The following is an 18892-nucleotide window of genomic DNA, read 5'->3' on the forward strand; positions in this document are numbered from 1 at the left end:
AAAGCCCGGCCCCACCTGAACGCCTGGAGCGCCTGATCGAGCTGGCAGAGCGCAACAGTACGGTGCTGCAAACGCTGGCCCAGGCCGTGCGCCTTCAGGGCTCCTGGGAGGTGGCGCCTTGAACCTGGTGCTGGTGGTTGGCTTGCTGTTGCTAGCGGTGGTCTCGGGGATGCTGGGGCTGGGGGTGGCCTTTGCGGCGGTACCCTTTTTGTCCTTGTTCTTGCCCGACCTGGTGCACCAGGTACAACCCCTATCGCTGCTGCTCAACGGGGTCACGGCGCTGTTTGCGGTGTTCGGCTTTGCCCAAAGCGGGCACGTGGACTGGCGCAAGGCTTTGTTGCTGGGACTGGTGACCACCTTGTTCGCTCCTTTGGGGGCCTGGCTGGTGCAGCGGGTCCAGGTGCAGTGGGTCTGGTGGGTCTACTTGGCGGCGGTGGTCTACCTGGCCTTCAACCTGTTTCGTCCGGTCAAGGGGACGGCTACCCGCGAGAACTTCCCCCTGGCGCTGGTCCTGGCCGCGCCCATCTCGGTGCTCTCGGGGTTTTTGGGCGTAGGGCCGGGCTTTTTGCTGATGCCCACCCTGATCCTTACCGGCCACGACCCCAAGAAAGCTGCCGGCATCAACGCCTTTGCGGTCACCCCGCCCTCCTTTTCCTCGTTTTTGCCCCACCTGGGCACAGCTCGGCTAGACCCGGGGCTCACCCTCACCCTGCTGGTGGTAGGGGCGCTGGGGTCTTATGTGGGCTCGAGGCTCACCAGCTTGTACGTACCCCCCGCCCGCATCAAGCAGATCTTCGGGGTGCTGATCGTGTTGGTGACCTTGTATAAGGTCTCGCAGCTTTAGAGCGCGCTTCATACCTTCATGCATGCGCTACCTCATACCCCCACCCCGCCATCCTGAGCAACACCCGGCTGCGGATGCGGCCAGCAAAACGGGGCTGAGCTACCTCGCGCAGCCCCAGGAAACGCACCATCACGCCCAAGTGGCCTCAATCTCTCGGGGTGGGGTGGCCCTTAGCTCGGCCCATCCCTGAATATACCTACCCCAGCGTGTGAGATTCCCTCTCCCACCGTCTTACCACATTCATTGCCTATCGTTCAGGCGCCCTTCGGGACAGAAGGAGGTAAAAGATGAGGAATCTTGGGAAGCTTCTAGCTTTAACCACCACCCTCTCAGCCTTTAGCCTTTCGGCTCTGGCGCAAACTGCGCCGCCTCCGCCCCCGGGCGGGCCCGCCCCTGCACCGGCGCCCACCTACGGTTACCGCGAGGCGGAGCATGCGTTGCGGGAGCTCGCTCGGGCCCAGTACCTGTCCGGCATCGTGGGGCAAAGCCCCCTCAAGGCCACCGCCGACAACCTGCTCCGGCAAGCCCAGGGGGAGTACCAAGCAGGACAGTACTTCCGCGCCAAGGAGCGGGCCAAAGCCGCAAGCCTGATCTATGAGGGCCTGCGTTTCCAGGAAGTGGCGCCCACGGCGCCGTATCCTGTGGGAAGGGGTAAGGAGGCGCGCCGCGCCTATGAGGCCCCCTTCCGTGCCCAGGAGGCCATCGCCCGCGCGGAGTACGAGGCAAGCTACTACCGGGTGAATGCCTCCGTGGTGGGCCAACTGATCCAGGAGGCCAAGCGGCTCTTGGCCCAAGGCAACGATCTGGCCCGGGCCGAGGCCGCCCATCGCCTGGCGCGGGCAGCACACCACCTGATGAAGGCCGAGCGGGGATTCTAGGTTTTGAGCCATGGGGGCGGGGCCCCCCCGCTCCCCCCTTAGGAGGACCCATGACCAAGCTTAAAAGAGCCCTTCTGATTTTCGCCGGGGTTATGGCCCTTTCCGCATGCGCTCCGTACGGGCCACCCCCACCGGGATTCGGCCCCAAACAAACCGAAGAGTTTTTGGAAAGCTTGCTCCTCCTGGCCCTTTTGGTGCTTCTGGTGCTGGGGATTGTGTGGCTTTGGCGGTCCCTTCGCGGCACAAGCCCTTCTAGTCCTTCCTTCCCCCAGTTGTTCCAAGGAGGAAGCAACCTTACAAGCCGCCTCGAGGCCCTCCGGCGGCAAGCCCAAACCCTGGACGAGGAGGGGCGCCGCCGCATTGAGGAAACCGTCCTCGCCGCCTGGGAGGCCTGGGGCCGGGGGGACCGGGCCCAGGCCGAGGCCTTGGCCGCCAAGGGGGAGGCCCTGTTGGAGCTCATGAAAGGCTCCTAGACTGGACGGTAGATGCGGGCGGTCCTGGCCCTACTCCTAGGGTGGGCCCTGGCCCAGGGCCCACCCGCCCTCACCCCTGAAGGGGTATTCTCCTTGGCAAGCCCCTACCTGGGCAGAGCCACCCTGGCCCAAGTCTACAAGTTCAGCTACGGCCTGAAACCCAAGGAGGGGCTTTGGGTATACGAGCTCCGGGTACCGGGGGCCGAGGTCTGGGTGGAGGCGGGAACCCGCCATGTGGTGCTCCTCCGGCCCAAGGGCGTGCCCAAGCATCTGGCGGAGCCCCACCTGCCCTTTCCGCAAACCCTGGCCTTGGTGCGCTGCCGCTACGGGGAACCCTGGCACCTGGAGCTCAAACCCAAGCCCAAAGAACGCCTTCTGGTCTGGGAGGCCAAGGGATCCTTTGGCGAGGTCTGGTTGGAGGCCAGGACGGGAAGGGAGGTGTTGCGGCGTTGAGGGTTTTGGTGGTGGAGGACGAGCCTGGGGTTCAGAAGCTTCTCGGCGAGGCCCTGCAAGAGGCCGGTTTTGCCGTGGACGAGGCCACCGGCGTAGAGGAGGCGCAAGGCCTCCTCTTGGCTTTCCCCTACGACCTTCTGATCCTGGATCTCTTTCTTCCCGATGGAGACGGCTTGGAGGTGCTCCGTTTCGCCCGGGGCCGAGGGCTTACCCTGCCGGTGCTCATCCTCACGGCCCGGGACGACCTCGAGGCCCGCCTAGAAGGCTTGGATGGGGGTGCGGACGATTACGTGGTGAAACCCTTCTACCCACAGGAGGTGGCGGCTAGGGCGCGGGCCCTTTTGCGCCGTAGCAAGGGCCTGGCGGAGAACCGGATCTGGGTGGGGCGCTTAGAGCTGGATCTAGAGGGGCGCTTGGCCTATTGGGAAGGCCGAGAGGTGCCCCTCACCGCCCGGGAGTTCGCCCTCTTGGCCGCCTTGGCCCTCAAGGGGGAGGGCTACACCACCCGGGAGGAGCTTTTGGAAAAGGTGTGGAGCGGGGAGGAAAGCGTGGACCCGCGCACCGTGGACACCTACATCAAGTACCTGCGGCGCAAACTGGTCCCAGAGGCCATTGAAAGCGCCCGGGGTCTCGGGTATCGCTTGCGCGGATGAGCCTAAGGCTACGCTTTGCCCTCCTCACCGCCTTGGTGGTGCTCACCGGGCTTACCCTGGCTGGACTGGCCCTGAGGGAGGGGTTACGGCTTGCCCTCCTGCACCAGGCCAGCGCCGGCCTGGATGCCCTATTGGCCGGGGTGCGTCTGGAGGAGGACGAGGACGGGAGGACCCGGTTCCAGGTGGACGCCACCCTGTTGCAGGCCGTGCTCCCTGGGACCATCCTTCTCCTGGTGGGGGAGGAAGGGCTGCAGGACGCGGTGGGGCTTCTCCCCGCGCCGGAAACCCTCGAGGCCCTGGCGAGAGGGCAGGGAAAAGGGTTCTTAGTCCGGGAAAGGGAGCGGGAGGGCCTGGTGGTGAGGGCAGCGCGCGACCAGGAAAGCCTCCTTGCCCCCCTCCGCCTCGTGAACCGCCTCTTGCCGCCGGTGCTTGTCCTAGGAGGGCTCTTGGCCTTCGCCCTGGGACTCCTCCTATCGGGGAAGGTCCTTCGCCCCTTGGAACGGGCCACCCTCGAGGCCCACTCCTTGGCCCAGGCCCGGGCCTGGCACCGCCGGCTGACCCTTCCCGCCCAACAGGACGAGGTGCGGCGCATGGTGGAGGCCTTCAACCAGGTGCTCACCGCCTTGGAAGAAGCCCTCGCCGCCGAGCGCCGCTTTGCCACGGAGGCGGCCCACGCCCTGCGAACCCCCCTCACCCTGCTCTTGGGCCACCTGGAAAAGGGCCGGCTCCTCGAGGCCAAGGCCCAAGCGGAGGGGCTTCGGGAGCTGGTGGAGCGGCTTCTCCTCCTGGCCCGGGCGGAGGCCGATGCCCTTAGGCTGAAACCCGTGGAGCTGGATACCTTGGTCTTCACCCAAGCCGAGTCCTTGCGAGCGGCCTTCCAGGCCCGTGGGGTCAAGCTATCCTTGGAGCTTCCAGAGGAACCGGTGCAGGTTCTAGCGCACGGGCCTGCGCTGAAGGCTATCTTAGTAAGCCTTCTGGAGAACGCCCTGCAACACACCGCCAAGGGAGGGTGGGTTCAGGTTCGGGTGGGCGAGGGGAGGCTCGAGGTGGCCAACGCCCCTTCCCACCCGAATCCAGGCTCCGGGCTGGGCCTCCGGCTGGCAGAAACCCTAGCCAAGGCGCAAGGCGCCCAACTGAAGTGGTCCTCAGAGGAGAAGCGCTTTCTGGTCTCTTTGCGCCTAAAGGAGGGCTAGAGGGGGGATCGCTTTCGGAAGCCGGGGCGGCGCTTCTCCTGGAGGGAGGCCAGCCCCTCCTTGGCATCGGGGCTCATAAAGCCCAGCCTTCAACGACGACCTGAGTCGGGCTTCGTTGCCGTCCGCCATATCGCCCTCAACACCCTCGAGCAAGACAAACCCATCAAGGCAGGTATCGAGACCAAGCGTGCCCGGACGATTCCTACCTCCTCAGGCTTATTTGGCTTTGCGGTTGCCCTGAAGGAAGTGGTTTCTAGCCGACAAGCTACTACAAGTTGTGGTATTGTCACAGTTACCCCATTTCCAGGGGCTCGAGCCTTACCTCATCTAGGAGAGCTTGGGTCTGGGAAATGTTGGGAAACTCCACCCCCTCTCCACAAGCCCGAGCCGCTGCCAGCGCGGTTGCATAGCGGGCTATTTCTTGCCAGGAATGCCGGTGGAACATCCCCACGACCACCCCAGCCAACAAAGCGTCCCCGCAACCCACAGTGCTCGTTACCCGGACCCTAGGAGGTAAGGCCAGAAGGGTTTCCTGAGCTGCAAACACTGCCCCTTCAGCCCCTAGCGAAAGCACTACCCACTGAGCACCCAGGGTTTGAATTTGCCGGACTGCCCGGAGGGCGTCTTCCCGGCTGCGGATGGGCCAGCCCAGCAGTTCCTCGGCCTCGAGCCGGTTTGGTTTGACCAAAAAGGGCTTGGCGGAAAGAACCTTTTTCAGGGCCTCCCCTCCAGTATCTAGCAAGGCTTTGGCCCCGATCTTGTGTATTTTGCTCACCCATTCGGCATATACTTCTGGGCCAACCCCTTGGGGCAAGCTACCCGACACTACCACTACATCGCCTTCCTCCAAGCGCTGCAACAAGATAGCCTCGAGTCGCTCCAACTCCTCTTTGGTTAGCCTTGGGCCGGGGGCATTGAACTCGGTGACCTCACCGGTTTCGGCGTCAATGGCCTTGAAATTAGCGCGGGTGAAACCGGCGATTTCTACAGTGATGAGCTCGAATTCGGGCGTAGCTTGTAGCTGACAAGCAATCGCCACCCCGAAACTTCCCCCCAAAGGGGCTACAGCCTGAACCGGTATACCTTGTCGGGCCAGTGCCCGGGCTACGTTGATGCCCTTGCCGCTGGGCTCGAGCTCCATGCTCTGAGCCCGGTTCAACCCACCTAGACGGGGCGCTCGCAAAGCCATCTTCACGTCTAATGCGGGGTTTAGGGTCAGGGTAATGACCTTCGGCGGTTTCATGCTTCCTCTTCGGAGGGCAAAGCCTGGGCCAGCATTTCTAGGGTGCGCGTATACGAGCGCCGCAGCCGAGCCGCATCCTCGGGCTGAGCTGGGGTGTAGCGGGCCTGTGGCTTCAGTCCCGCTGTAGCTTGGCCGCGTAAGTGCCGCCAAGCCAAAAAAGCTGCCCCCCAAGCCGCAGCATGGGGGCATTCGTAAACCTCGAGCGGCCTTTCCAGCATTTCGGCCTTAATCTGCATCCACGGAGCGTTAGCAGTAGGCCCGCCCACCGCCCGGACAGGACTGAGCTTCCCCTGCGGCATCCGCTGCAAAAGCCGGTGGCTCTCGAAAGAAAGGCCCTCGAGCACCGCCCGAGCCAGGTGGCCCAGGCCATGGGATTCCCGCAGGCCCCAGAACACCCCCCCCGGCAGGGCAGTGTCGCTAGGGTTGTCGGTGAGTTGCCGCAGATGGGGGATAAAGCGCAGGCCTTCCGCGCCCAGCGGAACCCTAGAAGCTGCCTGAATGACACGCAGGTAGTTAGCAGGTAGCGCCTGCTCGCCGGCGTGATTACCCCCTTGTGGGGCCGGGCTTTCGTCCTCAACTGCCAAGGTGCGCACAAACCAATCAAAGACTGAGCCCGAGGCCCGAAGCGTAGCCATGAGATAGTAACTCCCCACAAAGGCATGGTGGCCGATGATGGCTTTGCTCGAGCGCAGCACCTCGCCTAGGCGGTGGGCCCCAACGATTTGGAGTAAGGTTTCCGCGGTTCCGCAAGCGTTGATGATGTCCCCATCCTCCGTCGCCCCCAAACCTGCTGCTGCACAGGCCTGGTCGTGGGCGGCCTCCATCACCCACAGGCCCGGCATAAGCCCGGTCTGCTGCGCGGCTTGTTGAGTCACGCGACCGATAGGAGCCCCGGGGGGTCGCAGCGGAGGCAAAAGATCAGGGCTCAAGCCCACCTCGAGCAGCAGCTCTGGCATCCAGCGGCGTTCTTGCAGGTCAAAAAGCAGGGTACGGGAAGCCTGGGTTAGGCCCATCTGCACCTCTTCGGTAAGGCGGAAGGCGATCCAATCTGCTACTGAGGTCCAGCGCGGGCGGCCCCAAAACAGCTCAGGGTGCTCCGCTTGCAGCCACAGTAGTTTTCCCAGGCTGTAGGTGTGATCGGGCAACAATCCGGTGCGTCGGCGCAAGCGCAGTGGGTCGAGGGCCGGGGTGTTCTGGCTGAGGCGCTCGAGGATGGGCTTAGGACGCTCGTCGTACCAGACCATCACCTTGGGGTAGCGCAGGTTACCGTCTTCTCCCAGCAGCATCCCGGACTCGCCGAAGCTGCTAATTCCGATCACTCTCAAGTGTTCGGGTTGGGCGATCTCTCTTATCAGCCCGCGGATCATTTCCGCTACACTTGTCCACAGATCCTCAGCCCAGTAAAAACCTTGGGTGTGGCCCAAGCGGTGCAGGGGGGTCGGGGTTTGATGCAGTGCGATCACCTCACCACAGGAGGTGAAGACCCCCGCCTTGATGAAACTGGTTCCCAGGTCAATCCCCAGCAGAAGATCCATGGTTGGGCTCCACTTCGGCCAGTAGGGTTGAATTACGCTGCACAAGCACCGCCCGCGCACCGTGGAGCACGGCCTCCGAGCCCAACTTGGCCCACACCAGCCGTACTGTCTCACGCGGGTAGGGGCGGCGCAGGTGTTCAAGAACGGTGCCGACAAAGATTTCCTTAGGATAGCCTTCCATCCGGGGAATCCCTCCGCCTATTAAGCACACCTCGGGGTCGAAGAGGTTGATGGCTGTCGCTACTGCGTAGGCCTGGTCGCGCACGAATTCATGCAAAGCCTGCTTTAGTTCAGGGCTCTTTTGCTGGCGTGCAAACAACTCTGCCACCGGAAGACCCACTTGTTGCGCGAGGCGGTTGAGGGTGTGGCCGCAGGCGTAGGCTTCCAGGCAGTCGGTATTGCCACACACACACTGCCGCCCTTCGCCTCGGATGGGAATATGACCTAGCTCGAGGCCCACCGAGTGTCCCCGGTAAGGCCGCCCCTCATGGAGCATCGCCGCTCCCACCCCGGTGCCAAAAAATACCCCCAGTACCGATGCTGCCCCCTGCGCTGCCCCAGCCTGGTACTCACCCAATAGCAACAATACGATGTCACGCTCGAGGTAAACCGGATATCCCAGCCGACTCCCCAGTTCGCGGGCCAGAAAGATCCCCTCCAGCTGGGGAATGTTGGGGCTCGAGAGCACTTTATCCAGGCCACGGTCCAAGCTCGCCGGTACTCCTAGTACTGCGGCGGTGGGGATAAGCCTTCGCTCTACAGTGTAGCCCTCGAGCAGGGCAGCTATGGCTTCAACTGGGGCGGGGTCGCGGATCGTATCGGTGGGGAACATGTGCAACTCGGGGGAGTGGTGGTGGGTTTCCTCGGCAGCCTCGGTATACCCAAGACTGATCTTGGTGCCGCCGATATCCGCTACCAGGACAACCCGCTGGGAGGACGGGTAGGGGGCAGGTTGAGGGAACTCGGCCATGGATAGTTAGTCAACCTTACTAATACCCTACGGCTCGTGTCAATAGACCGGACAGCCTAACGAGCTCATTCCGGGATTTTATCGCCTTCATAGAGGAAAACTGCCGACTCCGCTTTGTCGCGGGAATCCTTTGTTGGTAGCCTCTTGCAAAATTTAGTTAACCTGTCTTATTATACCGCAAACTACCTCGGACAGCGCTTTGCAAGCGTGGGCCGGCCCCTTGAGGCCGAACTTGCCAAGCCCTCTAAGCACCTTTATGAAGACTGAGAAGCCTCTCCCTATCCTTCCGCCAGCGTTGGATTCCCTCAGCGGGCATCGCCCGGCAGACGCCCGCAGGCTCAACCGGGCTAAAGCCCTTGAGCTGCTGCGGGTCACACCTCGGGGAAGGGCTGAGCTGGCCCGGGCCTTAGGGCTGTCCAAACCCGCCCTGGGGGACTTGGTCGGAGACTTAATCGAACAGGAATTGCTCTTGGAAACTGCTCCCACCCCCATTCAGCGGGGACGCCATCCTGCCCCTTTGCGTATCAACCCCGAGCGCTTCTGCGTCGTGGGCATTGACCTCAGCGTGGACGACTACGAGCTGGGACTGTACAACCCTCTGGGGGAGCCCCTGCACATCTTGCGCACCCCTTCCGGCATAGGCAAAGGAGCCGAGGTGGCCTACCGGCAGTTGCTTGAGGCTGCCCATCAGCTACTACAGCAGGCTCCGATACCGGTTGTGGCAGTAGGAGTAGCCTCCCCCGGACCTATTGACTTCGAGCAGGGCAAGATTCTGACCCCTCCACACTTTCCCGACCTGCACAACATGCCCCTGGTCAATCGCTTGCAAAACGACCTAGGGCTGCCCGTTTACCTCGAGCACGATAGCGCTGCCGCAGCGCGGCGGTTTGTGCGTTCTACCGCAGCGGCAAACTTCGTTTATATCCTACTACACCGAGGCATTGGGGCAGGCATCGTCATCGGGCGCCAGGTTTATCGCGGTCAGCACGGCTTTGCTGGAGAACTAGGCCACGTATCCTTCGATAGCGAGGGGGAACCCTGCGCCTGCGGCAACCGTGGCTGCTTGGAAAACGTCGCCGGAACTACTGCTATCGAGCTGCGCTACGCCCGCTTGTGTAAAGCCCCTCTCCCGCTGAGCGCTATCGCTGAGTTGGCCCGTGCCGGTGACCCACTGGCCCTCCTCTCCTTTGAGCAGGCCGGACGAGCACTAGGCTGGGCAGCTGTCAACCTGGTCAACCTCTTTGACCCCGAGTTGCTGGTGCTAGGTGGTCCCGGAGCCACCTACGCCGATTTGCTCATCCCCAGTCTACGCCACCACCTCAATACCCGGGCTTACCCCTATTTGGGCTGGGGGGAGCATTTGCAAATCCTTGTTGACCCGCTCACCAATCCCATTGGCCCTGGTGCTGCTGAGTGTGCGCTCGAGGCCATCTACTTAGGAGATATTCCGCTTCCCCAAGCGGAAGGAAGGAGGCAAAAGACCTAAGCACCCCACAAGAAGCCAGGCATGCGCACAACAGTTTCCCGGGAGGCTTCAGAGGGGAGGACCAGCAAAGAGTACCGGCATTTCGGCTAAAGCAGGCTTCTCTATAGAGCCAGGAGGAAGCATATGGGCAAAAGTGCAAAGTTGGTACCTGTGGTTTTGGCTTTGGGTTTACTGATTCTGATCAGCATGTACAGCTTGGCTCAGAAAAAGTACACCATCGCCCTGATTCCCGGCCTCACCACTGACGGTTTCTACATCACCATGCGCAAGGGAGCCGAAGAAGCCGCCAAACAGCTAGGCGTGGACCTGATCTTCCAGGGCGGGCCGGAATTCAGCCCAACTACCCAGATCCCGGTTCTCAACGCCATCATCGCCCGTAAGCCCGATGTCATCTTAATTGCCCCCACCGACAAGCAGCAGCTCATCGCCCCCTTAAAGCGGGCTGCCGATGCAGGCATCAAGATCATCACCGTGGACACCTTCATCGGCGAAAGCGGCAACTACCAAACCGGTTCAGGCAACGCCGATTTTCCGCTTTCCTACGTGGCCTCAGACAACGTAGAAGGGGGGCGCATCGCCGCCAGGGCCCTGGCTAAAGCTATCGGCGAGAAGGGTAAGGTTTATGTCTCCAACGTCAAGCCGGGCATCTCTACCACCGATCAGCGCGAGCAGGGTTTCAAAGAAGAGATGAAGAAATACCCGGGCATTACCGTTCTCGAGACCCAGTACAACGATGACGACGCTAACAAGGCTGCCTCGCAACTGGCTGCGGTGCTGGCCCGTAACCCCGATCTGGCAGGGGTGTTTGGAGCCAATCTGTTCAGCGCGCAAGGCGCAGCCAACGGGGTTAAGAACGTCGGTAAGCGCGGGATGATCAAGGTTGCAGCTTTCGACTGCCCAGAGAGCATCATCAACGATATCAGAGGCGGGACCATTGATATGGCCATCTGCCAGCATCCTGCTGAGATGGGCAAGGTTGCCGTACAGTACGCGGTAGATGCTCTTAATGGTAAGAAGATTCCCACCCGTTACGGCACTGGCTACACCGTGATTGACAAAAGCAACATAGATACTCCTGAAGCCAAGGCCGCTATCTACTCCTCCAAGTAACCACGCCGCCTGGGGAGGCTAAGCGAGCTTCCCCAGGCTTTCTGATGCATAGATCTTTAGAAAGGATGGCTTTAGTGGCAAATCCCCCCGCTACCAACAGCGAGCGCAAGACCCCGAGCTGGCTGTCTTTCCTGGCCGGAGCCTGGTCGTGGCTGTTCTTGATCTTTATGGTGGTGTTCTTCGAGGTCTGGGCCCGCTTGGCCTATGGCAACAGCTTTGTCTTCAACGTTACTAACCTCCAAAGCATCCTGCTGGCCGCTGTGCAGCCCTTGCTGCTGGCACTGGGGCAGACGCTGGTTATCATCGCGGGCGGGATTGACCTATCGGTGGGGTTCACGGTGGGGCTCTCAGCGGTAGTGAGCGCGCGGGTGATGCAAGCCCTTGATCCCTCGATGCCTGCCGGGCTTTCCTTCGCCCTGGCCTGCGTAATCGCGCTAGCCGCAGGGCTGGGGGTGGGGCTGGTTAACGCTTTTTTAGTGGCCCGGCTCAACGTACCTCCCTTCATCGGTACTTTAGGCATGTACGGGGTAGCCCGAGGGCTGGGCTTTTTGGCTGCGGCAGGAAATACCGTGCCCACCGATAACCCGGTCAATTCGGCCATGGGCAATGGCTTCGTGCTCGGTCTAATCCCAATGCCAGTGTTGATCACCGCGGTGGTGGTGCTCTTTATGCACTATCTGCTGAGCCAGACCAAGTTTGGGCAGTACACCTATGCCATTGGGGGCAACCGCCAGGCTGCGTTACGGGCTGGGATCAACGTCACCCGCCACACCATGCAGCTCTACCTGATCACCGCTTTGCTAGCCGGGATCGCCGGGATCATCTACACCGGGCGCTTTACCGCTGGGGCCGCCCAAGCCGGAGAAGCCACCCTGCTGGACTCCATCGCCGCGGTGGTGATCGGAGGAGCCAGCCTCTTCGGCGGAGCCGGAACCATCGTGGGTACGGTGATCGGGGCCTTGATCATCGCGATCATCCAGTTCGGCTTGGTGTTTATCAACGTGCAGCCTTTTTGGCAGTTCATCGCAGTAGGGCTGGTGATCATTTTGAGCGTGCTGGTAGATCAGGCTAAAACCGGGGTGGTGAAGTCATGAGCACACCGCTCCTGGAAGTCCGCGGCATCACCAAGCGCTTCGGTGGGGTGACCGCACTCAACAACGTCTCATTTCAGCTTTTTCCTGGTGAGGTGCTGGCCCTAGCCGGCGACAACGGTGCGGGTAAGAGCACCCTGATCAAGTGCATCAGTGGAGTACACCTACCCGAAGAGGGGCAGATTTTTTTCCAGGGGCGTGAGGTGCACTTCAACAACCCCCGCGAGGCTCGCGAGGCTGGCATCGAGACCATCTATCAGGACCTGGCCTTAGCTGACAACCTCGACGTAGGAGCCAATGTCTTCTTGGGCCGCGAGCCGATACGTCGCCGCTTTGGGCTGCCGGTCTTGGATCGGGCAAAGATGCGCGCTGAAGCTCGTACCGTGCTCGATACCCTGGACATCCACACTGCCCTGGACCGCCCGGTGAGTGCGCTCTCGGGCGGGCAGCGCCAGGCCGTCGCCATCGGGCGGGCTATCTATTGGAAGGCCCGGCTGCTGATCATGGACGAGCCCACCGCCGCCTTGGGGGTCCCCGAGCAGCGTAAGGTGGTCGAGCTGATTCAGCGCCTCAAGCAGCAAGGGGTGGCAATCATCTTCATCTCACACAATCTGGGGGATATCTTCGCCGTCTCCGACCGGATTCTGGTGCTGCTGCGCGGCCAGAAAGCTGGAGAACGCCAAGCCAGCAAAACCAACGGCGATGAGATCGTCAAGCTGATGGTGGGGGGATAAGGAGGAGGCTTTTGTGGGAAAGATGGGATTTGGCATCCTCGGGGCAGCTAGGATTGCAGCCAGCGCCCTGATCCCCGCCATTCACAAATCCACCAACGCCCGGCTGGTGGCGGTAGCAGCCCGCGACGGCGATCGGGCCGCTGAGTACGCAAGCCAGCACGGCATCCCCAAAGCCTATGGCAGCTACGAGCAGATGCTGGCCGACCCCGAGGTCGAGGCTGTGTACAACCCCTTGCCCAACTCGCTGCACCTGCCCTGGACCTTGAAGGCGCTGGAGGCGGGCAAACACGTGCTATGCGAAAAACCCCTGGCGCTGAACGCTGCCGAGGCAGAGCAGATGGATCAGGCAGCAAAAACGGCGGACCGCACCTTGATGGAAGCCTTCATGTACCGCTTCCACCCCCAGATCGCCCGATCCCTCGAGCTGGTGCGATCCGATGCGCTAGGAGAGCTGCGCTTGATCCGCGCTTCGTTTAGCTTCCCCCTCGAGCGCCCTGCCGATATCCGCTGGGTAGCGGCTTTGGGCGGGGGGGCCCTCTACGACGTGGGCTGTTATTGTGTGACACTATCGCGGCTTTTCGCACACCGGGAACCACTCGCCGTGCGTGGATGGAGCGACCTTACCCCCCCCGATCACCCCGGGGGCGGGGGGGTTGACCACAGCTTTGTAGGAGTGCTGGACTTTGGTGATGGGCTGCGTTCGGTGTTTGACTGCTCGTTTACCCAGCCGTTTCGCCAACATGTCGAGCTGGTAGGAGAGCGGGGCAGTTTGGTCATCCCCGAGCCTTGGCTTCCCGGAAGGCGCGGTTCAGGCGGCCCCACCCTACACGGTCAGGTGGCCCCCTCGTTAATCGTCAACGGCCAGACGGAAGCCCAGCCCGCCGCCGACCAGTACCAGCGGATGGTGGAGCACTTCGTAAGGGCCGCCCGCGGCCAAGAGCCTTTACGCTATCCCGCCGCAGAGGCGGTGCGGCAGATGCGGGTGCTGGATGCCCTGTACGCCTCCGCCAGGGCGGGAAGGACGGTGCAGCTTGGCTAAGCTGGCTCTCCTCACCTCCGGCGGCGATGCGCCGGGAATGAACATGGCCCTCTGGGCGGCGACCCAAAGGGCCATGGAGCGAGGGTGGGAAGTGTTGGGGGTGCGTGAGGGTTTTGCCGGGCTGTTGCGGGGGGACTTCCTCGAGATTAGCCCCACTGAGATGTTGTCCTATGCCCGCTTGGGTGGGACCTTCTTGGGCACCTCGCGCGACCCTGCCTTCCAGGCCAAACTGCCCCAAGCCCTAAAAGCCCTGGAAGCAGCCGGCATCACCCACCTGATGGTGTTGGGGGGAAACGGCTCGCTGCAAGGCGCTAAGGTTTTGTCTCAAGCCGGTATAGGCGTGGTGGGGCTTCCGGCCACCATTGACAACGACGTAGACGCTTCGGAGGAGTCCATCGGCTTCGATACCGCGCTGAACTTTGGCCTGTTGATTCTGGATCAATTCCGGGATACTGCCGAGGCGCTACCCCGGTTGTGCGCCCTCGAGACCCTGGGCGGTAACACCGGCTTCCTGGCCCAGGCGGTAGGGCAGGCCGGAGGGGCGGATGTGCTGCTGTTGCCGGAGCGACCCCTGCCGTTCGAGCAGCTGCTCGAGCAGACCCGTTCGGCCATAGCCCACCGGCGCTTTGCCCTGATCGTGGCCTCGGAGGGCTATCCCGACCTCGAGAATACCCTGCAAGCCCTCTCCGAGCAGGTGGGGCTACGCCTGCGCTTTGCCCGCCCCTCCCACGCCATGCGCGGGGGTAGGCCCAGCGCCCGTGACCGCCTCTTAGCCCGAAGATTGGCCGAAGCCGGGGTGGAATACCTGGCACAAGGCTATTCGGGGGCAGTGTTGGTGCAGCACGGCCAACCCGAGCGAGTTCCCTTTGACCAGCTCGAGTCCCACAAGGCTTTACCGTGAGCTTTAGATTCTAAGGACCCCTAGGTCTTTCAAGGAGAAAACCATGCCCCTAGTCAGTGCAACCGAAGTGCTCAAACCCGCTCGAGCCCACCGCTACGCCGTGGGCGCTTTCAACTGCATCAACCTTGAATACGTTCGCGCCGTGGTGGACACCGCCGAGCGGCTGCGCAGCCCGGTGATGGTGGCGGTGACCACCGGAGCCTTGAGCTACGCGGGATGGGAGGCTCTACCCGCAGCGGTACGGGCTGTAGCCGAAGCAGCTCACGTCCCGGTAGTGCTACACCTAGACCATGGCCAAAACCTCGAGGACATCCGCCGCGCCTTAGAGGCCGGCTTTAGTAGTGTGATGATTGATGCTTCTCACCTACCGCTGGAAGAAAACATCGCCCTCACTCGCCAAGCCGCCCAAATGGCTCACGCCGCGGGGGTAAGCCTCGAGGGGGAACTCGGCCAAATCGGTGGCAAGGAAGAAGAGATCGTCTCCGCGGGACTCATGACTGATCCCGAGACGGTACCGTACTTCGTGGAAGCCACCGGGATAGACGTGCTGGCTGCCTCATTCGGCTCAGTGCATCAGAAAGCCACACGGGATGCCCAACTGGATCTGCCCCGGCTGGAGAAAATCGCTGCCGCTACTCCACTACCCTTGGTGCTGCATGGAGGATCTGGGGTGCCTACCGAGATGCTTCAAGCCGCCACCGCCCGGGGGGTAGCTAAGGTCAACGTGGGAACCGAACTCCAGCGCACCTTTGCCCGTGTGTTGCGCGAGACCCTGAAGGCCCAACCGGAGGAATGGGATATGCGCAAACTGCTCAAGCCTAGCATCAATGCCATCGCCGCGGTGGTGGAGGAACGGCTCGGGGTGCTGGGCAGCGTGGGTAGGGCCTGAAAGGAGCTGCCATGAAGCGTTCTGAGATCAACCGCATCCTCCGTGAGGGGGAAGCTTTCTTGCGCCAGATGGGGTTTTTTCTGCCCCCCTTCGCTCACTGGAGCAAGCAGGACTGGGCCGCCAAAGGCTCCGAAACTTGTGAAATCATACAGGCGAACCTGGGCTGGGATTTGACCGATTTTGGCCTCGGGGAGTACGAACAGAAAGGCGTGCTGCTTTTTACCTTGCGCAATGGAAGCCTTGCGGAGCTGGGCAAAGGCGAAGGCCAGGTATATTGCGAGAAAATCTTAATTTGCAAGCCTAACCAACTCGTCTTGCATCACTTCCATTGGCGCAAAACCGAAGACATCATCAACCGCGGCGGGGGAAAGCTCGAGATCGTACTGCACCAAGCTGACGCCAACGGGCAGTTCTCTACGGAAGATGTGCGGGTAAGGTGCGACGGCATCTGGCGCACGGTATCAGCAGGCGGCAGCGTCATACTTTCCCCGGGCGAGTCCATCACCCTAAGGCCCTACCAGTACCACCAATTCCGGGCGCTCGAGGCCCCGGTATTGGTGGGCGAGGTCTCGACGGTGAACGACGATCATCATGACAACCACTTCTACGAAGCGGTAGGCCGCTTTCCCACCATCGAGGAAGACGAGGAAGTCTATCGATTTTTGGTGGGAGACTATCCGCGTTATCTTGTTCCTTCTTTTCTCCAATAATAACGTGGTTTGCTACTTACGGGTCGTCTGAACCTCCCCACGCCCCGCCACGGCGTGACGGGAAGCCGGAGGGGTTCTAAGGGGAACCACCGCGACCTCTCTCCGGTTCTCGCCAGCGGCTTGCACCACCGCTACACCATCCGGGGCCTCGGCTTGGGCTGTCCCCTCTTGCGCGGGCGACCCGCTCCGACTCCGAGGTGATGCCCCAAAGGAGGAAGGACGCCACGTCCTCCTAGTCGCGGGGTGGGTGGCTTCGCTCCACGCTGCCCACAGGGGCGGTTCCGCCCCCAGCCAGCTTGGTGCGCCAAGCCCGCGTGGAGCCTGTCGTCCTCTCCTACGCACCATGCCAGGAACGCCGAGTAGAGGTCGCGCTGCATCTCGACTCCGCACGCGCAGGCGTGGATGCGCTGGGAAATGTCGCCTCTGGCAGGGTAAGGGGGAGAAGCCTCTCTCCCTCCTGGCCTCCTTACCCCCTCGCCAGCGGGGGGTGACCAACGCCGCCTTCGCTACCGTCTGCTGCCTCTTTGGGGTGAAGGGGTGCACCGGTTCCTGGTTCTCTCGCTTTTGGCTTATCTGTTGAGCCACTGGGTGAAGCTTGCATCTAGCCCGGATCCTCTCGCGGGAGCTCTGGTTCCTGGGCCTCCCGGGGAGGAGCTACCAGATAAGTGTTTATGCAGGTTATGCGGGAGGTGCAAGTTTTGAGTGATTCCAACATGGAGATCCGAAGGATCATAGCTCTCGCGTTTCATTTCACTAAAGACTAGACTAGTAGTCTCCAGTGAAAATTGTCCTCAAAACCAGCTGGCAGGACTCCGCCCGCCGCCGCCTCGAGGCCCATCGCGCTCTGCAGGAGCGGGACGAAGCGGCGCTGTTTGATCTACTCGAGGCCCATCTTATTAATTACGGTCGCAAGCAAGCCGCGCTTAGCCCGCGCACCCTGAAGAACTACCGGCTGGCGCTGCGCGACTTCCTGGCCTGGTGCTGGCCGCCTAATTCGCCCGCACCCAGAGAAAACATCCACAAGTCAAGCCGCGAGACCCTGGCCCGCTACGTGGCCAGCCTCCAGACCCACGGCTCTCACCTCGAGCCTCCCAAAGCCCTCAGCCCGGGCAGCATCGCCCTGCGGCTGGTGGGCGTGCGACAATTCCTCCGAGCCCTCGAGTGGGCGGGCGTGCTGGTGGCCCCCAGCAGCCCCCCGGCTCCCCGCGATCCCACCCCTCCGGAGGAGCGGCGGCCCGCACTTCCCCCTTACCTGGTACGCCCGGCTACTGGAGTATCTTGAACGCTTCGACGATCCGCCCAGCCTCCGGGATCGCCTGGCGGTGCGGTTGGCCGGTGAGTGTGGCCTGCGGGTAGCCGAGATCGTGGGTCTGCGGCTCGAGGGTGTGCTGCTCGACGAGCGTCTCCTGGTGGTTCGTGGCAAGGGTGGCAAGAGCACTACCCCGATCCCTGCTCCCCGACCTGGAGAGTTGGCTCCGGCTCCACCGGGTGTTGGCTCCAGCGGGTGAGCCTCACCTGATGCTGCGGGGTCTAAAGAACGGGCGGCTGGGCAAGCGCCTCTCTGCCAACGGCCTGTGGTGGCGCATCACCGGACACTACCGGGCCATCGGATTGCCTAGCCGCTACAGCGGCCTGCACATGCTGCGGCACACCGCGGGCACAAGGTTCTATCGGGTTTCAAGGGATCTGCACGCCACAGCCCGCTTGCTAGGCCATGCTGCTCCCAGCACCTCGGCGATCTACGCCAAGATGGATATGGAGGGCCTCTTCCGCGTGATGGATTTGCTAGATGAGGACAAAGTGGCTCAGAAATAGGATCCGGTGAGGATGCCCCGCGTTCTCGCCTCGCCAAGACGAAAGGCACTCCTCCTTTTCGGCCTCCGCCCCTCCTTCAACCTCCTATCTGCTGCCCTCAACCCCCGGTGTACCTAAGGCTTGCTCGAGGGACTCTCGTAGCCCTGCGGGCAGCTCCGTGGTTTCGGTGCTGAGGCGGTAGTGACTCCCCCGCCCCCGTCCGTCGCGGCTGAGGTATCCCCCCGCCACCGGCTTGCCTATCAACCGGGTGAGATTGGCGGCGTGCAGGCCGGTAATTTGCTGCAGCTGGGCGTTGTTGACCTGGCCTTCTAAAAAGGCTGTCGCCACGTTGGCCTCGAGGGCAGCGAACCCCGCCCGAGCATCTCCTGCAAGCTCTCGATGGCCCCCTCGGGGAGCAGGCTCAGCGGAGCAACCGGTAGGTGGCCCGTAGACCGGATCGTTGACTTGTTCAAGATGGATCGCCATAATGTTCCATATGGAAAGCGCCCTGCTCCGCTTCGACGGCTCGCCCGGGGATGTGGCGAGCGTTCGGGAAGGGCTGCCGGTCGAACTCATCACCGAGGTAGCTCGGCGCTACGGCCTCAGCCAGCACGACGTGCTGGAAGCCGCCGGCATCCCCCGCAGCAGCGTCCACCGCTACAAGGGCCTGGGACGCCTGAACCAGGAGCAGTCCAACCGCCTGTACCGGGTGATCTACCTGCTGCGCCGTGCCGAGGAGCTCTTCGGCTCGCCCCAGCTGGCAGCCTCCTGGATGAACAGCCCCAAGGTGTTCCTGCACGGCTCGAGCCCCCTCGCGTACCTGGACACTGAACCTGGCTTCCAGGCGGTGGAGCACCTCCTGGGCCGCCTGGAGGACGGCCTGGTGACGTGAGGGC

22 protein-coding genes are annotated in these 18892 nt (G+C 62.4%); 18 read left to right on the forward strand and 4 right to left on the reverse strand.

All coding sequences use genetic code 11. From position 1 onward, the window contains the following. Positions 1-127 precede the first annotated feature (127 nt). The 6 genes from B047_RS0106380 (at position 128) to B047_RS16400 (ending at position 4494) form a co-directional block, all read left to right on the forward strand. On the forward strand, positions 128-844 hold the full coding sequence (locus B047_RS0106380; RefSeq protein ID WP_245533707.1) for a sulfite exporter TauE/SafE family protein: 717 nt from the start codon (positions 128-130) through the stop codon (positions 842-844). Positions 845-1281: 437 nt separating this feature from the next. Further along, the gene (locus B047_RS16390) at positions 1282-1722 is read left to right on the forward strand and encodes a hypothetical protein (protein ID WP_018466125.1); all 441 of its coding nucleotides are present in this window, start codon (positions 1282-1284) and stop codon (positions 1720-1722) included. 164 nt (positions 1723-1886) lie between these two features. Continuing rightward, positions 1887-2195, forward strand: coding sequence for a hypothetical protein (locus B047_RS0106390; RefSeq protein WP_018466126.1), 309 nt, complete (start codon positions 1887-1889; stop codon positions 2193-2195). Positions 2196-2207: 12 nt separating this feature from the next. Then, the gene (locus tag B047_RS17195) at positions 2208-2648 is read left to right on the forward strand and encodes a hypothetical protein (RefSeq protein ID WP_018466127.1); all 441 of its coding nucleotides are present in this window, start codon (positions 2208-2210) and stop codon (positions 2646-2648) included. After that, complete coding sequence (locus tag B047_RS0106400; protein ID WP_026234653.1) at positions 2645-3301, forward strand: response regulator transcription factor; 657 nt, start codon at positions 2645-2647, stop codon at positions 3299-3301. Before B047_RS17195 ends, B047_RS0106400 begins: the two co-directional genes overlap by 4 nt. Continuing rightward, positions 3298-4494 carry a sensor histidine kinase gene (locus tag B047_RS16400; RefSeq protein WP_018466129.1) on the forward strand — a complete coding sequence of 399 codons (1197 nt, stop codon included), beginning with the start codon at positions 3298-3300 and terminating at the stop codon, positions 4492-4494. Before B047_RS0106400 ends, B047_RS16400 begins: the two co-directional genes overlap by 4 nt. Before the next feature lie 292 nt (positions 4495-4786). Here B047_RS16400 and B047_RS0106415 read toward each other — a convergent pair whose 3' ends face one another. From B047_RS0106415 to B047_RS0106425, 3 genes are read right to left on the reverse strand one after another with little or no spacing between them, the layout of a single operon-like run. Beyond that, a complete protein-coding gene (locus tag B047_RS0106415; RefSeq protein WP_018466130.1) occupies positions 4787-5737 on the reverse strand; it encodes a 1-phosphofructokinase family hexose kinase in 951 nt (316 codons plus the stop codon). Further along, positions 5734-7272, reverse strand: a complete 1539-nt coding sequence (locus tag B047_RS0106420; RefSeq protein ID WP_018466131.1) for an FGGY-family carbohydrate kinase — start codon at positions 7270-7272, stop codon at positions 5734-5736. Before B047_RS0106420 ends, B047_RS0106415 begins: the two co-directional genes overlap by 4 nt. Further along, positions 7250-8242, reverse strand: a complete 993-nt coding sequence (locus tag B047_RS0106425) for an ROK family protein (RefSeq protein WP_018466132.1) — start codon at positions 8240-8242, stop codon at positions 7250-7252. The genes B047_RS0106420 and B047_RS0106425 overlap by 23 nt, the downstream gene beginning before the upstream one ends. 295 nt (positions 8243-8537) lie before the next feature. Here B047_RS0106425 and B047_RS0106430 point away from each other — a divergent pair, with 295 nt between their 5' ends. The 11 genes from B047_RS0106430 (at position 8538) to B047_RS18600 (ending at position 18017) form a co-directional block, all read left to right on the forward strand. Next, complete coding sequence (locus B047_RS0106430) at positions 8538-9728, forward strand: ROK family protein (protein ID WP_018466133.1); 1191 nt, start codon at positions 8538-8540, stop codon at positions 9726-9728. Positions 9729-9851: 123 nt separating this feature from the next. Beyond that, positions 9852-10838: an ABC transporter substrate-binding protein gene (locus B047_RS0106435; protein WP_018466134.1), complete on the forward strand. Its 987-nt coding sequence runs from the start codon at positions 9852-9854 to the stop codon at positions 10836-10838. 65 nt (positions 10839-10903) lie between these two features. After that, the gene (locus tag B047_RS0106440) at positions 10904-11932 is read left to right on the forward strand and encodes an ABC transporter permease subunit (RefSeq protein ID WP_052606064.1); all 1029 of its coding nucleotides are present in this window, start codon (positions 10904-10906) and stop codon (positions 11930-11932) included. Then, entirely contained in the window at positions 11929-12663 is a 735-nt protein-coding gene (locus tag B047_RS0106445; protein ID WP_018466136.1) for an ATP-binding cassette domain-containing protein, read from the forward strand. The genes B047_RS0106440 and B047_RS0106445 overlap by 4 nt, the downstream gene beginning before the upstream one ends. Positions 12664-12685: 22 nt before the next feature. Then, positions 12686-13702 (forward strand): Gfo/Idh/MocA family protein, encoded by a 1017-nt coding sequence (locus B047_RS0106450; protein WP_018466137.1) that lies wholly within the window; start codon positions 12686-12688, stop codon positions 13700-13702. Beyond that, positions 13695-14603 (forward strand): 6-phosphofructokinase, encoded by a 909-nt coding sequence (locus tag B047_RS0106455; RefSeq protein ID WP_026234655.1) that lies wholly within the window; start codon positions 13695-13697, stop codon positions 14601-14603. Before B047_RS0106450 ends, B047_RS0106455 begins: the two co-directional genes overlap by 8 nt. A 43-nt stretch (positions 14604-14646) precedes the next feature. Next, positions 14647-15492 (forward strand): class II fructose-bisphosphate aldolase, encoded by an 846-nt coding sequence (locus tag B047_RS0106460; protein ID WP_018466139.1) that lies wholly within the window; start codon positions 14647-14649, stop codon positions 15490-15492. A gap of 11 nt (positions 15493-15503) precedes the next feature. Next, positions 15504-16202 carry a D-lyxose/D-mannose family sugar isomerase gene (locus tag B047_RS0106465; protein ID WP_018466140.1) on the forward strand — a complete coding sequence of 233 codons (699 nt, stop codon included), beginning with the start codon at positions 15504-15506 and terminating at the stop codon, positions 16200-16202. A 778-nt stretch (positions 16203-16980) separates the two neighbouring features. Next, positions 16981-17484 (forward strand): site-specific integrase, encoded by a 504-nt coding sequence (locus B047_RS18360; protein ID WP_245533713.1) that lies wholly within the window; start codon positions 16981-16983, stop codon positions 17482-17484. A gap of 34 nt (positions 17485-17518) precedes the next feature. Further along, positions 17519-17710, forward strand: coding sequence for a hypothetical protein (locus tag B047_RS18595; RefSeq protein ID WP_338025044.1), 192 nt, complete (start codon positions 17519-17521; stop codon positions 17708-17710). A 10-nt stretch (positions 17711-17720) separates the two neighbouring features. Beyond that, the gene (locus B047_RS18600; RefSeq protein ID WP_338025043.1) at positions 17721-18017 is read left to right on the forward strand and encodes a tyrosine-type recombinase/integrase; all 297 of its coding nucleotides are present in this window, start codon (positions 17721-17723) and stop codon (positions 18015-18017) included. Between the two features lie 84 nt (positions 18018-18101). Here the strand turns inward: B047_RS18600 and B047_RS17855 are convergent, their stop codons facing one another. Beyond that, positions 18102-18344 (reverse strand): hypothetical protein, encoded by a 243-nt coding sequence (locus B047_RS17855; protein WP_018466141.1) that lies wholly within the window; start codon positions 18342-18344, stop codon positions 18102-18104. A 139-nt stretch (positions 18345-18483) separates the two neighbouring features. Between B047_RS17855 and parS the strand changes: the two genes are divergently transcribed. Continuing rightward, on the forward strand, positions 18484-18888 hold the full coding sequence (gene parS, locus B047_RS0106480) for a type II RES/Xre toxin-antitoxin system antitoxin (protein WP_026234656.1): 405 nt from the start codon (positions 18484-18486) through the stop codon (positions 18886-18888). Positions 18889-18892 lie beyond the last annotated feature (4 nt).

Source organism: Calidithermus timidus DSM 17022 (assembly GCF_000373205.1).
Classification (GTDB): Bacteria; Deinococcota; Deinococci; order Deinococcales; family Thermaceae; genus Calidithermus; species Calidithermus timidus.